We start from the raw sequence: 14,793 nt of genomic DNA, 5'->3' as shown, positions 1-14,793 counted from the left end.
CTCCTGCAGCTGTTTAAAAGGCGATAGAGGCGTTGAGTGATAGATAGTCCCGGTCTTTTTCAGCGTTAAAGGAGCCGCCAAAGAAACTGGTGTAAGACGCACCAATGCGGTAGCGGTTCATATAGTCCGCAGTAATCCCCAGACTGATTGCTTTCTCATTTTCACGGAACGCCGCCCCAGGTTCCGGTCCGTTACCCTTGATACCATGGCGGAAGTTGAACTCAGGAGTTAGTGTGACACCAGCAAAAGCGTTGGGGTATTCCAATGCGCCGCGCAGGACATAGCCGTAGGAGTTGCGAGTCACAAAACCATCAGTGTCACCCGCTTCGTAGCCATAAATACCTGAACGACCATATTTCAATGCATTGGCATCTTCATCCAGGCCATGTACATGGGTCCAGCCCAGCTCTCCAATAGTTGTCAGGCGGCTAGCACCCAATACGTTATCAAAAAACTTGATGAACGTGGTTTGGGCCTGGGTTACATCAAACGTACCGTAACCGCGGATTGTGCCGCCAGCACCAGCTTGCTGAATCAGTTGATCAGCACCCGCATTGCCAACGCCACCTATATTTTGGCGCAGGATGGCACCCACTAATAATGGTCCATTCACCTGAATAGGCAGGTCTTGTTTATGGCTGATTTCACCAGACCAGGCTATGTCGCCCAAGTTGGTGCTAAAACTCAGACCGACCATTTTTATGGAGTCTGGGTATTCGATAAAATATTCAGAATCAAAAGCTGCAATCAAAGGGAACAGTGCCATGGTTTCAGGGGGAAGCAGGCCTCCGGTTACAAGTCCTGCAGCTGTGGCGGCATCAATGGCACCGACGCCTGGAATGAATACATTAACGGAGTCTGAGGTACGTGCAGAGTTAATTCCGCTGATCATTGGCAAACGGCTATTGTACTGGGCAAAATATAGTCCGAACTCAGTGTTGTTCAGGTTTTCAGCAAAGTAGCGAAAACCTAGCCCAAACTGATCATCATCACTGCCTTCTCTGCGCCCATCGGCGTTACGCCTTACAACGGGGTCAATACCGTTCAGAGCCCATTGACCACCAGAGGCTAAGTTGAAGTAATCCTGATCTCCAACCGTCAGGTCAATCAGCGGCTGACCTAGCTGAGAGAAGACTCGAATCCCATCACATCCCTGCGCAGTAAAGTCATTGTTGGAAAAATAGGTGCCACAGCCATCCACAACAGTGGGCTCCCATTCATACTGATAGAAACCTTCAACACTCAGGTTATCTGTCAAACCCAATGAAGCAAATACACTACCGAAGGGCAGTAACCCCTCTTTTAGTTCGGCACCAGGGCGGCGAAATGCGGTCACATCCACAGGGTTGAATGAGTTGATGCCGCCCTGGATAAAGGTGCTTTCACCCCAGTTGATGGCCTGACGACCAATGCGGACATCCAGTGGCATGTTGCCCAGGTCAAAGCCACCGTAGAAATAGGCGTCAAGAATTTCTATGCCGGAGAATTTGGCAAAATCATTGAAGCCGCTGTCATCGAGTCGTGTGTTGGGCGCATAGCCATTTGGAATGTGGCCATGAGAACGGTTGCCCTTCTCCAGTTCGTAGTCATACCAATATTTGGCCCGTCCAAAGAAACCTACATTTTCGTAGCGTAACTCCAGGTCGTGAACGCCTTTGAGTACCGTAGAAAAGGGACTTCCTTTTTTGAAGTTTTGCGTACCGTCATCGTAACTGCCTGAACCCATGCTGGTGCCGTCGTTTGGCTGGGAAATCAGACCGGGGCTCGGGTCGTCCATGCGAATACTGGTGCCGATGGAGATATTGGAATCGAAGCGTCCTTGAATTTCGCCTAGCTGAAATTCAACTGCTTGTGTTTGTGCGGTAAAGCCGGAGGCAAGCAAGCCAGCGAGCAGAGCGGGACGGAAGCAGGGGCGTTGTAGTGCCTGCTGGCCTTTGCGGCGCAGTATTTTAGTTGCCATTTCGTTCATTCCACCTTGTTATTATTGTGTTACTGAGGTTTATTGTTAGGCTATGCGGCAGTAAAGAGGATTTAATCCAACTTGTGCCAGAGCAATGGCCGAATTTGCAATACTTATCAGTCTTATCCATAGCTGTGTTGTTAACAATGACATTAGAGCTCAATCAGGCTGACATTTTTGTGCGCTGGATCACATATGTGGCGTTTTTCTAAGTGACTTGGAGGCAAGAGTGGAGAAAACGATTACAGTACCGACCGGTTATGTGCGCCATCTGCTGGCGATGGCCGAGTTACAAGGCTTTAATACCAATGATCTGTTGACGCATGTGGATATTAGTCGGGACGAGATAGAGCAGCTTAATGAGTTGCCTGCTTTTAAATTTGGCTTGTTATACCAGCAGATTATGTGGATAGCGCAGGATGAATCTTTTGGCATGCTCAGTGGAGGAAGAGTCCCTAACGGAACTTTTCGGATGATGTGCCATGCCATTATTCATTGTTCAACCCTGGAGCGAGCGCTACGGCGTTGCAGTGACTTCTATGAAATTTGCCGTGGTTCAATGATTAAACCGGTGCTGGTGCGTCGGGGTCGGTATGCCAAGGTGTCATTTGCAGCCATCGAGAGCTTGAGTGAAGCCGACTTTCGTTCGTTAATGGGTAAAGAATCGCCCTTGCAGATACGCACGTCGCTGTCTATGTGGCACCACTTTATGAGCTGGCTGATCGGACGTCGTTTAGAATTAAAGGCCGCCTATTTTACCTTTGATGATCCGGGTGATGCAGACCAGTACATCAAGCTGTTTCAGTCAGAAGTGAAGTTCAGTCAGCATGAAGACGCTATCGTTTTTCCTGCCAAGTATCTGGACCTTCCTTTGGCGCAGAATGAAGAGACTCTGCGTGGCTTTCTGAAAACGGCCCCTTATCAGTTGATCGTCATGGTGGATGATGACAAGAGCCTGAAAGCCCGAGTGATTTCGATGCTGGGTAAGGATTTTAGTCGAGAGTTACCCTCAGCTGAGGAAGTCGCGCGCGCCTTGCATATGTCAGTGTCTACACTGCGCCGGCGGTTGTTGGAAGAGGGTACGTCCTATCAGAAAATCAAGGATGAAGAGCGTCGGGCCGCCGCTATCAACTACATGAGTGCGCCACAGTTGTCCATCAACGATGTTGCCGGGTTAATGGGATTTGATGAGCCATCCGCGTTTTTTCGCTCTTTCAAAAAATGGACTGGCATGACGCCGGGAGAATACCGGCGCAGTGAGTACTATACTGAACGCTATAGTTAAGCATCGTTTTTAGAAATTCAGCAGGATAAGATAGTCGGCTATTTTACAAGCGTTCCAGGGCATGGGGGTGAGATTGATCAAGCGGGTCTGTGTATTACTGCTGTTGTTGCTCTTGAGCGGCTGTTTTGAAAGTGAAGCTCTGTCAGGTGATCATAGGGCGGGGCTGGCGCATATAATCGACAGGTTTCTGCCATGATCAGACGTATTCCGATTTTCTCATTACGCCGTTCTATCCCGCTGTTAATTTTGGGGTTTGCTATCCTGTTGATGCTGGGTTCTCATCTGGTACTCAAGCCTTTCGTGACCAAGTTATTTTATCAAACCGCTGAATCTAATTTGATGTATACATTGAACCGGCTTCAGAGCAGTTTTGGGTACCTGTTGGCACGTGATGATCTTGAAAGTGTCCAGCGTGAAGTTGCTTCTACAGGTGCTCATGCTGAAGTGAAACACCTGCTGGTTATGGATGCTTCGCTGCATATCCTGGCATCGACAAATCTGAACTATATCGGGTTGCACCTTGATCAGGTGCCGTTACATTTTGATCGTCGCTTGCCTTTCAGCGTGATGGAAACACAGCATCCTGAAGTGCAACTGATTACTCGCGATGTACATAGTCTGTATGGACTGACTGCGTTGAAACTGCTGTCCCTCGATGATATCCAAGCACCAGGGGTTGAAAATGGCATCATCTTATTAGAGCTGGATCTGGATCAATCAGCACAACAGGGTTGGTACCGTCTAGAAGGTGTGTTCCTCTGGGTCTCTCTGGCAATTGGTGTGCTGGCCGTGCTGCTTTGGATCTGGTCAGAGCGGTTTATCGGTCGGCGTCTGGCGCTGATTACCGATGCTGTGGATAAAATTCGTGAGGGAGAACTGGATACCCAGGTAGCGCTGAAAGGGCGTGATGAGTTAGGGGTGATTGCCGCTGCGCTCAATCACATGCTGGAGTCATTACGTAACAGTCGTGATGAGTTAATGCGCACCCATGCGCAGATGGACAGTATTCTGCGCCATATTCCCTCTATGGTGTATATCAAAAATCTTCAGGGTGTTTATACGCTTGGGAATAAGCGCTTCTACAGCTTCTTTGGTGAAGACACTCATGGAAAGCAGGTGTTTGATCTGCTGGAAGAACCCTATGCATCTGAAATTAAAGGCTATGACGATGAAGTGATTCGTAGTCGAAAGCCGTTGCAGTTTGAGAGCAGTTTTCCGGTTGATGGGGTAATGCACAGTTGGTTCATGGTGAAATTCCCCCTGTTCGATGATCTAGGGCAGCCCGAAGCCATCTGTTCTGTGGCCACTAACGTCACCGAGCAAGAGCAGAATGAATATATGCTGGGTGTGTCTAGACGGATATTTGAGCATGCGGCGGAAGGTATCATGATTACCGATGATGCCAATCGAGTGATCGATGTGAATGCTTCATTTGAGCGTATCTCCGGTTACTCCAGAGAGTCTGTGCTGGGCCAGGATCCAGCCTTTCTGAAATCTGATCTACATGACAGCTATTTTTACCAGGCGATGTGGCATCAGGTAAAGAGTGAGGGGAGCTGGAAAGGGGAGTTGTGGAATAAGCGTCCAGATGGCACGGCGTATCCGGTGCGGCTTTCCATCAGCAGTATTCGTGACCGCCGAGATGTGGCAACGGGTTATTTTGGTATCTTTCAGGATGTGTCTGAAGAGTACCAGGCGCGCACCAAACTGCGTAAGTTGGCTTACCGGGATTCACTCACGGGGTTGTTTAATCGGCTGGCCTTTAAAGAAAAAGTGCATGAGTACTTGGCCAGAGCGCGCCGTTATAACGAGAGTTTTGCGCTGCTGTTTGTGGATCTTGATTTATTCAAGGAAGTGAATGACTCTTTCGGACATGATGCGGGTGATGCGTTGCTGAAGCAGGTGGCAGATCGCATTCTGGGGCAAGTTCGAGACAGTGATATTGTCAGCCGCCTGGGAGGTGACGAATTCACTTTGCTGATCTCGCCGGTGGACAATGATATTGCTCTGGCAAGCATCGCCGAAAATCTGATCGAAACCCTGAGTAAGCCTTTTCAGTTGGAGGATGTTGAAGTCAGTATTGGCTGTAGCGTAGGAGTGGTCAGTTATCCCCGTGACGGTGAGAACTTAGATCAGCTGATGCGGCATGCTGATGCCGCTATGTACCATGCCAAGGCGCTGGGACGGGGCTGCTATGCGTTCTTTGATGTCGACCTGGATCAGCGCAATCACCGGCTGATGCAAATCAAACATGGGTTGCGACATGCGCTGAGCCGTAATGAAATGAGTCTGGTATATCAGCCGGAAATACATCTGGATACACAAGATGTTTTTGGTTATGAAGTGCTGATGCGCTGGAACAGTGAAGAATTAGGCGTGGTACCCCCTGCTGAGTTTATTCCGGTAGCCGAAGAGTCAGATATTATTGCTGATCTGACCAGTTGGATGATGCTGCAAGCCTGTCGGGATCTGCTGCCGCGCTTGGATGAAAAGGTTCAAATTGGTGTAAATATCTCGCCAAGGCAGTTTGGAGGAGACCGCTGGTTGACGCTGATACGTCAGTGTATCGATCAGGAGGGCCTGAGGCCCTCTCAGCTGTGCGTTGAGATCACCGAGGGGGCATTGATCAGGGATATGGAACAGGCCGTGGTGCAGCTTTCTGAGCTGCGCAAGCTGGGTATCAGAGTGGCGATAGATGATTTCGGTACCGGCTATTCATCATTGAGTTATCTGAAACGCTTGCCGATCGACTTTTTAAAGATCGATCGGACCTTTGTTGCTGATATTGAAACTGATCAGGATGATCAGGCTATTATTTGTGCCATTATCAATATGGCCCAGAGTCTCGGTATCGGTCTGATCGCCGAAGGCGTGGAGACTCAGGAACAGCTTGAATTCCTCAAATCGCAAGGTTGCGACATAGCACAGGGGTACTTTTTCGCCCGCCCTCTACCGGTAGAGGAAATTAAGTGTTGACATAATTTGCTGAGACGGTAGAATCTGCGCCCATCCTTTGGAGGGATGGCTGAGTGGTCGAAAGCACCGGTCTTGAAAACCGACGAGTCGCGAGGCTCCCAGGGTTCGAATCCCTGTCCCTCCGCCAAAGGATGAATGAAAATGCAAGGGTTGTTCCCTGATAGCTCAGTTGGTAGAGCAGTAGACTGTTAATCTATTGGTCGCTGGTTCGAGTCCAGCTCGGGGAGCCATATAACCCAGGCACATGAGCGGGTCGTTAGCTCAGTTGGTAGAGCAGTTGGCTTTTAACCAATTGGTCACAGGTTCGAATCCTGTACGACCCACCACTCATACCTGCCGCAGTTGGGTCGTTAGCTCAGTTGGTAGAGCAGTTGGCTTTTAACCAATTGGTCACAGGTTCGAATCCTGTACGACCCACCATTTTTTATCTCCTGATTTTTTACAATTCCCATTTACTTGAGCTGATTGCTGTATTGCCGCAGCCAGAACCTATTTATTTGTTTCAGTATCCGGTTCGTAGCGGATCTCATTGATATACCAGCAACAGCTACCGGCTGGCGTTTCCACTAGGGCTTCATCGTCTACCGACTTTTTCAGCAGGGCTCGGGCCATGGGTGAGTCTATGGAGATATAGTCCTTGCGCTCGAAAATTTCATCATAGCCGACAATGCGAAATTGGCGGATTTCACCCGCATCATTCTCAATGCTGACCCAGGCACCAAAAAAAACCTTACCCTCCTGTTCCGGTGCATAGTCGACAATGCGGATGTCTTCTAGTGTTTTCAGTAAGTAGCGCACGCGGCGGTCAATTTCACGCAGGCGTTTCTTGTTGTACTGATAGTCGGCATTTTCTGAGCGATCACCCAGGCTCGCCGCCCAAGTTACTTTACGGGTAACTTCCGGGCGTTCTTCACGCCATAACTGATCCAGTTCCTGTTTTAGTTTCAGGTAGCCAGTGCGGGTGATAAGTTTACTTCTCATCTAATCTATCCGGTCAGTGGAGGGCATCAGGTGGCCAGGCAATTGCGGCCATTATGCTTGGCCCGATAAAGTTTTTTGTCAGCATCACGGATCAGTGCATCAGCATTGTGGGTGCCGGCATTGGCGCAACTTACACCGATACTGATAGTCAGGTAGGTTGATGGACTGCCCGGGTTGGCGATGTACAGCTGCTCCACGGCTTCAAGTGCGCGAAAGGCTATCTCCACCCCTTCGTCACTTGAAGCGCCTGTCAGCAGCACGGCTAGCTCCTCTCCGCCGTATCGGTAAATACGGTCTTCCTGTCGAAGTACGTCTTTGATCGCAGTGACTACGCGTTGCAGTGCTTTATCGCCTTCAGCATGGCCAAGGGTGTCATTATAGGGCTTGAAATAATCGATATCACACATCAGCATGACAAAGCTGTAATCTTCAGAAGCCATACGTTCGAAATGCAAACTCAGGTCGGCATCCAGTGCACGCCGATTCAGTGCCCCGGTTAATGGATCGTGTAACGCCTGCTTTTTCCAGCGCAGTTTATCGCGTAAGTTTTGATTAAAAGCCGTACGTTGTTGCTCGTGCAGCCACCAAAAGCCGATACCCATTAAATACAACACAGCGGCTCCACCGAGCAGCATGCGCTGGTGAAAATTGATGCGCTGGGCTACTTCCATGGCAACAGCAGATCGGGTATCCCACTGGCCTTGTTCTATTTCTGTCGCACATTGAAGCACAGGTAGCAGTTCGGTAAGTGATTCTTGTGCTGTCGGGGGCTGTGCTGCTTCAATGCGTTCAATAAACCGGTCAAGCCTTTCAAGACTGGGTTCGGTGCAGGCATAGTGCTCTTTATATACGGCAATATTGATAAAACCCCAGGCTATATCCAGATTAGACAACGCGTTGGTGAGTGAGTCATCTTTCTCAGTGATGACGCTCAGGTCTGACAGGGCCGCCTGTAAGTGGTGGCGGCTGCGGCTAGCGAGTTGTTGTCCCATCAGGGTGCCTGAGTCACCAAAATATCGCTGCATTTCTGGATAAAACCAGCGGGTTTCATAGGTGATCCAGGCCAAAATTACACTGAAACTTAACAGGCTGAGCCAGAGCCAGCGAGTCCGCAGGCGCAGTAGTTTCCCTATCACTCCAGAACCTCAATAGTTGTAATCATCCAGACCCAGTCATTAAAATTACGCAGATTCTCTGGGTTGCGATTACCGAGGCTCTTTTCAACCAGCTTAATCGGGCCGTGGTCTCGCAGTCGCAGTTCATGTCCATTCTCATGGGTGACGAGCAGCCAGTTGCCAGAGTTCCATTGCGAAATGTGTGTTTCGTAGTCATCACTGGCAATAAATTTAAGTCGGCTGGCCTGACTGTGATCCGTGGCAAAATGCTCGATGAAATCGATCAGGTCGACGCCGCGGACGGGGATGCTTACGCGCTGAAATGGGTCGTAAATTTCCAGTTCATTGCCAGCCATCGCACGCAGTTCGTTTGCGCTGATTTGCAATTCTCCGGAGGGGGTTACCAGTGTTACTGTGGCTTCATCAGCAAGCAGGCTGGAGCACCAGATAACCAGTAGCAAAAAAATGGAGTACTTTCTGAGTTGCATGAGAAAATTGCTCCGCATCGTGTTCATTTGGTGTGCCAGTGTTGTCGTTGTTAATTAGGCCCATTTCAGTGTGAACAAGAAATGAACAACAGATTATTCTAGCAGATAGTGGGTTATAAAACAGACTCCGGTTAGTCAGGCTGTTGTTCAAATCGGTGTTAAAGTATTTTGCTTTCAGGCCGATAACGGATGCAATGCCATGGAGACACGCATGCAAAATGATCGGATAACGAGTGAGGTTTTTCTTAACCGGGTAGAAGGTTATACAGCGAACCTTCCCCAGGCTGTGCGCTCACCTAATAGTGCACAGTTTGGCATGCTGTTGAGTCTGATTGCATCCAGTCATGAACGTTATTCTTCAGATGCCAGCGCAACTGCGGGAGCTGACGGTGGTTTTCAGTTGCCAAGCAAACCCGTCTATCCAGAGCCAGATAGCCTGTTTAACCGGGACCTTGTTGGGCGCTTGAATCATTCAGTGACAGCACAGGAACCCGGAGAGTTTGCTTATCTGGTCAGCCATCTGAATGTTAAAACCTTGATGCCGTTAAATAGCCCGATTAGAAATGATCGCTTTGCGCAAATATCTCTGGCTTCCTTAGGTGGGCACATGCTGGAGCAGATCAGTGCTGCCAGAGAAGGTTTTCAGGCGGTAGCCTGAGTCACAAGACTCAGTCTGTAACCCATTGCATTTTAACTTCCTTACCTTCCTCAACTTGCCACCACTCATCCGGATCATCGCCTTCCTGCCAACCTGAAGCGATACAGCGTACCTGCGCGTTAAGTACGGCCGAGGCTTCACGGGCACACTCCAGATCCACCTTCCAGGGTGTGGTGCTGGATTGGAACCAGACGCTGATCCAGGCTTTGCCCAGTGCTTTTTCATGTACGGAAATAGCAAACTTGTGGCCCTGATGGCTGGCGCTGAATTGATGCAGCATACCCTTGCTACCGGTTGCCTTAACCTTATCCAGGCGTTCGGATAGCCACTGGATTACCTCATCCAATTTGCAGTTTTTTATGTAAATTTCAATATCAGGATGGTTCGTCATCATCAGAGTCCAGAAAACGCAATATTCGTAAAACACTCAGGCTTAGATAGCCAATGGCGGCAAGGATAATGCCACCGCCGAGTAACACTAAACCAAACAATGCCACTAACTCAGCTATTAATGAGCCGGGCAACAGAAACTGGGCTGTACCTATGGTTAGCAGCCCTAACATGAATATACCAAATCCGCTTAATAGCAGCATGAAGTTTTCACGTGGCTGATCAGCGCGCTTGCGCAGATACTGGCGCAGTGAGTGTATTGATGGCTTCATAGCTTGAACGGGATCATCGTTTTTTATACAGGCTCAGGCGTATATCCGCCTGAAGGTCCAGTTGCTCGATTTTCAGCAGGGCTTCACGGCGTTCATGGCTCAGGCGTTGTCCATGAGGCGTCATCATCAGCAGATCAGATAAGTGTGCAGTATCGCTGATATGAAAACGAAAACGCAAGGTCTCCCTATCCAGCGGCTCAAATAGCGTACCTAGCTGGGCATCAGGGTTCAGGTCCGAGTCACGTACATCCGTGTAGATCAGCTCGCGTAATTCACGTAGATGATCCGGACCTGGCCAGACCACCAGAAACAAGCCATTTTTACGCAATACCTGGGCGGTGGGTTCGGGCAACAGCCGAGCAAAGATCAATGTGGCCAGATCCACTGATTCAGGTTGCAACGGGATATCAGCCCCTGTGGCGACCAGCCAGGTGATGCGTTTGTCTCGTTTACACGCCTGGCGAATGGCCGCTTTGGAAATATCCAGGCCGATCAAACTGGCGTGTCGGTCAGCCTGTGCAAAGCTATGACACAGTCTATCGGTGTAATACCCTTCGCCACAGCCTAAATCCAGTATAACCGCGTTATCTGCTGGATGAGTTGCACGCAGTACCAGCGCGGACACCGCATCGGCAATGGGCTGATAGCTGTGTTGATCCAGAAAGCGTTGGCGGGCTAGCACCATGGCTTCATTGTCACCGGGTGCTTTGGAGCGCTTGCGCTGCGGTAACAGCAGATTCCAGTAACCCTGCCGTGCCCGGTCAAAACTGTGCCCGTTAACGCAACGGAGTTGGCGGACAGGACTAGGGTTATCAGCGCCCGGTTGCAGCGGATCACTGCAGACCGGGCAGCGTAATACTGAGATCATGCGGTTAATAGCCGGATCATAATTTGTTCATAGATGGCTGACAGGGTGTTCAGATCGTCGATGCTGACGCGCTCATCGATTTGATGAATGGTGGCATTCACTGGACCTAGCTCCAGCACTTGAGCACCTGTGGGTGCAATGAATCGGCCATCTGACGTACCACCCGCGGTGGAGAGTTCGCTCTCCAACCCAGTGATCTGACGTATGGCATCGCGGCTGGCATCCACCAGACTGCCTGCCGCTGTCAGGAAGGGGTGGCCCGAAAGCGTCCAGTCGATCTGCCAATCCAGCTGGTGTCGATCCAATAGCGCTGCAATACGCGCTTTAATGGCATCGGCCGTTATTTCAGTGGAAAAGCGCAGGTTAAAAGCAACCTCCAACTCACCTGGCACCACGTTGGTAGCACCGGTACCCGCATGAATATTGGAGATCTGAAAGCTGGTGGGTGGGAAAAACTCATTGCCGTCGTCCCAGACCAGTTGCGACAGCTCGGCCAGTGCAGGAGCGGCCAGGTGTACTGGATTGCGAACCAGGTGCGGGTAGGCAACGTGGCCTTGAACCCCTTTGATCGTCAGGGTGCCACTGATGGAGCCCCGGCGTCCGTTCTTGATGACGTCTCCTACCTGTTGTGAGCTGGAGGGCTCACCGACCACGCACCAGGTGATTTTTTCCTGACGGGCTTCAAGGGTGTCGATTACCCGGGTGGTGCCATTGACGAAGGGGCCTTCCTCATCACTGGTGATCAGCAGGGCGATGGATCCCTGATGGTCAGGGTGGCTGTCTATAAAGCGTTCCAGCGCGGTAATGAAGGCGGCAATACCACCTTTCATATCCGCCGCACCCCGGCCCCAGAGATAGCCCTCTGACTCAGTGGGTTCAAAAGGCGGGAAGCGCCATTTTTCTGCAGGCCCTGAAGGAACTACATCGGTATGACCGGCAAAACAAAACAGCGGTCCATCGGTGCCACGGCGCGCCCAGAGGTTGGTAACCTCTGCAAAGGGCATGGATTCGATACTGAACCCTAAGGCCTCAAGGCGACTGATCAAATAAGCCTGGCAGCCAGCATCATCAGGTGTGACTGAAGGGCGGCTGATCAGCTCTTTGGCCAGGGTTAACGTGGCAGATCCGTGTGACATAAGGTTGGCCTGTTATCAGTTATGCTGGTGTAATTCAGCGTTGAGTTCAATGGCTGACTGGTTGGTTTTTACTTCAATCTGCCCGGTTTGTGAGTTGCGGCGGAATAGCAGATCAGGCTTACCTGCCAGTTCAGCGGCTTTGACTACAGCAACCGTTTGGTTCGTATCATCCAGCAGGGTCACTTTGGAGCTGCCGGTAACATACAGGCCCGCTTCGACCGTGCAACGATCACCCAGCGGTAGTCCCAGGCCAGCATTGGCACCGATCAGGCAGTTTTCACCTACGGAAATCACCAGATTGTTACCCCCGGATAGGGTTCCCATGGTTGAGCAGCCGCCACCCAGGTCGGAGCCGTTACCGACTACTACACCGGCTGAAATCCGACCTTCAACCATACTGACACCCAGGGTGCCCGCATTAAAATTGATGAAGCCTTCATGCATCACCGTGGTGCCTTCACCGACGTAGGCACCCAGGCGGATACGGGCGGCATCACCGATACGTATACCATCCGGTACGGTATAGTTGGCCATTTTCGGGAATTTATCGACACTGTAGACTTCCAGAATACGACCCTGAGCGCGGGCGGACAGTTGGCGTTTTGCCAGTTCATTCTGGGCAATAGCACCTTCTGATGTCCAGGCGACATTGGGTAGCAGACCGAACATGCCGGTCAGATCCAGACTGTGGGGTTTGGCCAGGCGCTGCGATAGCAGGCTGAGCTTCAGATAGACTTCGGCGGTCGTTTCCGGTTTGCTGTCAGTTTCGAGGATACACAGCACCAGTGGCTGGTGCGTGCCTTCTAATATCTCTGTCAATTCCGCTTGATCTTCAGCGTCTACAGACAGAAACGCCACTTCCAGTGCTTTGAGCTGCTCTTCATTGATCTCTATCGTCTGGTTGCCACCCTGGTAGCCAACCTTGTCGGCTATGGCTTGAACCAGAGTATCAGCCGCATTTACCAGCGGTGCGTAGTAGTAGACTTCCAACCATTGTCCAGCGGCCGACTTGGTGCCGACACCTAAACCAAATGCAAAATTACTCATGGGATACTCCGTTAATTAATGCGCTATATTCAGTTTCATTAAAGCCGACATGGCAAATATTGTCGCCTTCCAGTAAGGGGCGTTTGATCAGTGCCGGGTACTCGAGTAGTAGAGCCTTTAATCCCGGGATATCTAAACCCGCCTTGCGCTCTTCGGGGAGCTGGCGCCAGGTGGTGCCTCGCTTGTTCAGCAGTTTGTCCATGCCGATACAGTCAGTCCAGCGGCTGATCTGTTCCGCGGTCAGCCCCTCTTTTCTGAAATCGTGAAAGCGGTAATCGACCGGGTGTGCATCAAGCCACTTGCGGGCTTTACGCACGGTGTCACAGTTACTGATGCCATACAGTGTCAACATAAGTCGCTCCCTATTTAGAGTGATTCTACATAACGGCGAATACGTGTAGCCGCTTCAACACACTCATCTACCGTGGCCACTAATGCCATGCGTACATAGTTAGCTCCCGGCAATACACCATCTACTTCTCTGGATAAGTAGCGCCCAGGCAATACTGTCAGGTTCTGAGATTGCAGTAAGCCACGGGTGAAGCTTTCATCATCAATGGGGGTGGGAGCCCAGAGATAAAAGCTGGCTGGTGGCTGTGTTACATCCATTACCGGTGCCAGAATGTCGATGACGGCGGTGAATTTTTCACGGTAGAGATTACGGTTGTCGATCACATGGGCTTCATCCTGCCAGGCGGCTGTTGACGCGATCTGATGCTGAATCGGCATGGAGCAACCATGGTAGGTGCGATATTTCAGGAAGGGTCCGATCAGTGCAGCGTCACCGGCTATAAAGCCTGAACGCATACCCGGCAGATTGGAACGTTTAGACAGGCTATGGAATACCACACAGTTGCGGTAATCATCACGGCCTATTTCGGCGCAGACTTCAAGTAGACCGATGGGTGGATGCGCCTCATCCAGATAGATCTCGGAATAGCATTCATCACTGGCCAGTACGAAATCATACTGGTCGGCCAGGGCAATCAGCTTTTTCAGTGTGGCCGCGTCGTGTACAGCCCCGGTTGGATTGCCCGGTGAGCAGATAAACAATAACTGGCAGTTTTCCCAGACGGCGGCCGGTACCGCATCGTAATCAGGAATAAAACCATTTTCACGGGTGCAATTGAGGTACCAGGGTTTGGCACCGGCAAGATACGCGGCCCCTTCATAAATCTGATAAAAGGGGTTAGGGGAGACGACCAGAGCCTCCGCGCTGGGGTTTATCAGCGCCTGGGTGAAAGCGAAAATGGCTTCGCGCGTGCCATTAACCGGCAGAATGTGCTGCTCAGGATCGAGGCTTTGCGCCTTCAGACCGAAGCGTTGTGTGGCCCAGTCGGCAATGGCCTGGCGCAGACTGAGTAGCCCTTTGGTCGTCGGATAGTTGGATAAGCCGGCAAGATTATTACGCACGGCATCCATCACCAGCGCGGGTGCCGGATGCTTGGGCTCACCAATTCCCAGTGAAATAGCTTCAAGGCTGGGTTCAGGTTGAATGTCGCGAGTTAACTCAGCGAGCTTTTCAAATGGGTAGGGGTGCAGCTTATTAAGATTGCTGTTCATGTGGGTGTCCTGTGTTAACCCCTGCTATCATCAGGGTTTGGGTCTGCCGGATAG

The 14,793-nt window shown here is 50.8% G+C and carries 14 protein-coding genes and 4 tRNA genes; 7 read left to right on the top strand and 11 right to left on the bottom strand.

Annotated elements, in window-relative coordinates; genetic code table 11:
- Window positions 1–13: 13 nt before the first annotated feature.
- Entirely contained in the window at window positions 14–1,960 is a 1,947-nt protein-coding gene (locus ACN0R1_RS08120; RefSeq protein WP_417581708.1) for a DUF1302 domain-containing protein, read from the bottom strand.
- Between the two features lie 229 nt (window positions 1,961–2,189).
- On the opposite strand from ACN0R1_RS08120, the gene ACN0R1_RS08115 reads away from it, so the two are divergent.
- The 6 genes from ACN0R1_RS08115 (at window position 2,190) to ACN0R1_RS08090 (ending at window position 6,641) form a co-directional block, all read left to right on the top strand.
- Entirely contained in the window at window positions 2,190–3,245 is a 1,056-nt protein-coding gene (locus ACN0R1_RS08115; protein ID WP_417581706.1) for an AraC family transcriptional regulator ligand-binding domain-containing protein, read from the top strand.
- A gap of 192 nt (window positions 3,246–3,437) precedes the next feature.
- Complete coding sequence (locus tag ACN0R1_RS08110; RefSeq protein ID WP_417581704.1) at window positions 3,438–6,221, top strand: EAL domain-containing protein; 2,784 nt, start codon at window positions 3,438–3,440, stop codon at window positions 6,219–6,221.
- Window positions 6,222–6,260: 39 nt separating this feature from the next.
- A tRNA-Ser gene (locus ACN0R1_RS08105) sits at window positions 6,261–6,348 on the top strand.
- Window positions 6,349–6,375: 27 nt separating this feature from the next.
- Window positions 6,376–6,451, top strand: a tRNA-Asn gene (locus ACN0R1_RS08100).
- Window positions 6,452–6,471: 20 nt separating this feature from the next.
- Window positions 6,472–6,547: transfer RNA gene (locus ACN0R1_RS08095), tRNA-Lys, on the top strand.
- Between the two features lie 18 nt (window positions 6,548–6,565).
- Window positions 6,566–6,641: transfer RNA gene (locus ACN0R1_RS08090), tRNA-Lys, on the top strand.
- Window positions 6,642–6,710: 69 nt separating this feature from the next.
- Here ACN0R1_RS08090 and greB read toward each other — a convergent pair.
- Genes greB through ACN0R1_RS08075 form a run of 3 tightly spaced genes read right to left on the bottom strand, consistent with a single transcriptional unit; the run spans window position 6,711 to window position 8,805 of the window.
- Entirely contained in the window at window positions 6,711–7,202 is a 492-nt protein-coding gene (gene greB / locus ACN0R1_RS08085) for a transcription elongation factor GreB (RefSeq protein ID WP_417581702.1), read from the bottom strand.
- A gap of 26 nt (window positions 7,203–7,228) precedes the next feature.
- On the bottom strand, window positions 7,229–8,338 hold the full coding sequence (locus ACN0R1_RS08080; protein WP_417581700.1) for a diguanylate cyclase: 1,110 nt from the start codon (window positions 8,336–8,338) through the stop codon (window positions 7,229–7,231).
- Window positions 8,335–8,805 (bottom strand): hypothetical protein, encoded by a 471-nt coding sequence (locus tag ACN0R1_RS08075; protein WP_417581698.1) that lies wholly within the window; start codon window positions 8,803–8,805, stop codon window positions 8,335–8,337. Before ACN0R1_RS08075 ends, ACN0R1_RS08080 begins: the two co-directional genes overlap by 4 nt.
- Before the next feature lie 211 nt (window positions 8,806–9,016).
- On the opposite strand from ACN0R1_RS08075, the gene ACN0R1_RS08070 reads away from it, so the two are divergent.
- Window positions 9,017–9,463: a hypothetical protein gene (locus ACN0R1_RS08070; protein WP_417581696.1), complete on the top strand. Its 447-nt coding sequence runs from the start codon at window positions 9,017–9,019 to the stop codon at window positions 9,461–9,463.
- 10 nt (window positions 9,464–9,473) lie between these two features.
- Here ACN0R1_RS08070 and ACN0R1_RS08065 read toward each other — a convergent pair whose 3' ends face one another.
- The 7 genes from ACN0R1_RS08065 to dapC are packed head-to-tail and all read right to left on the bottom strand — an operon-like array spanning window position 9,474 to window position 14,739.
- Complete coding sequence (locus ACN0R1_RS08065; RefSeq protein ID WP_417581694.1) at window positions 9,474–9,854, bottom strand: hypothetical protein; 381 nt, start codon at window positions 9,852–9,854, stop codon at window positions 9,474–9,476.
- Entirely contained in the window at window positions 9,838–10,125 is a 288-nt protein-coding gene (locus ACN0R1_RS08060; RefSeq protein WP_417581692.1) for a hypothetical protein, read from the bottom strand. Before ACN0R1_RS08060 ends, ACN0R1_RS08065 begins: the two co-directional genes overlap by 17 nt.
- 13 nt (window positions 10,126–10,138) lie before the next feature.
- Window positions 10,139–10,993: a putative RNA methyltransferase gene (locus ACN0R1_RS08055; RefSeq protein WP_417581690.1), complete on the bottom strand. Its 855-nt coding sequence runs from the start codon at window positions 10,991–10,993 to the stop codon at window positions 10,139–10,141.
- Entirely contained in the window at window positions 10,990–12,129 is a 1,140-nt protein-coding gene (dapE, locus tag ACN0R1_RS08050; protein WP_417581688.1) for a succinyl-diaminopimelate desuccinylase, read from the bottom strand. The genes ACN0R1_RS08055 and dapE overlap by 4 nt, the downstream gene beginning before the upstream one ends.
- 15 nt (window positions 12,130–12,144) lie before the next feature.
- The gene (gene dapD, locus ACN0R1_RS08045) at window positions 12,145–13,176 is read right to left on the bottom strand and encodes a 2,3,4,5-tetrahydropyridine-2,6-dicarboxylate N-succinyltransferase (protein WP_417581686.1); all 1,032 of its coding nucleotides are present in this window, start codon (window positions 13,174–13,176) and stop codon (window positions 12,145–12,147) included.
- Window positions 13,169–13,528, bottom strand: coding sequence for an ArsC family reductase (locus ACN0R1_RS08040; RefSeq protein ID WP_417581684.1), 360 nt, complete (start codon window positions 13,526–13,528; stop codon window positions 13,169–13,171). Before ACN0R1_RS08040 ends, dapD begins: the two co-directional genes overlap by 8 nt.
- Window positions 13,529–13,542: 14 nt before the next feature.
- Window positions 13,543–14,739, bottom strand: a complete 1,197-nt coding sequence (gene dapC, locus ACN0R1_RS08035; protein ID WP_417581682.1) for a succinyldiaminopimelate transaminase — start codon at window positions 14,737–14,739, stop codon at window positions 13,543–13,545.
- Window positions 14,740–14,793 lie beyond the last annotated feature (54 nt).

The sequence above is a fragment of the Nitrincola sp. genome, assembly GCF_048264025.1.
In the GTDB taxonomy this organism is placed as follows: Bacteria; Pseudomonadota; Gammaproteobacteria; order Pseudomonadales; family Balneatricaceae; genus Nitrincola.
Note: the sequence above shows the minus strand (reverse complement) of the source record. Positions and strands in the feature narration are given on the sequence as shown.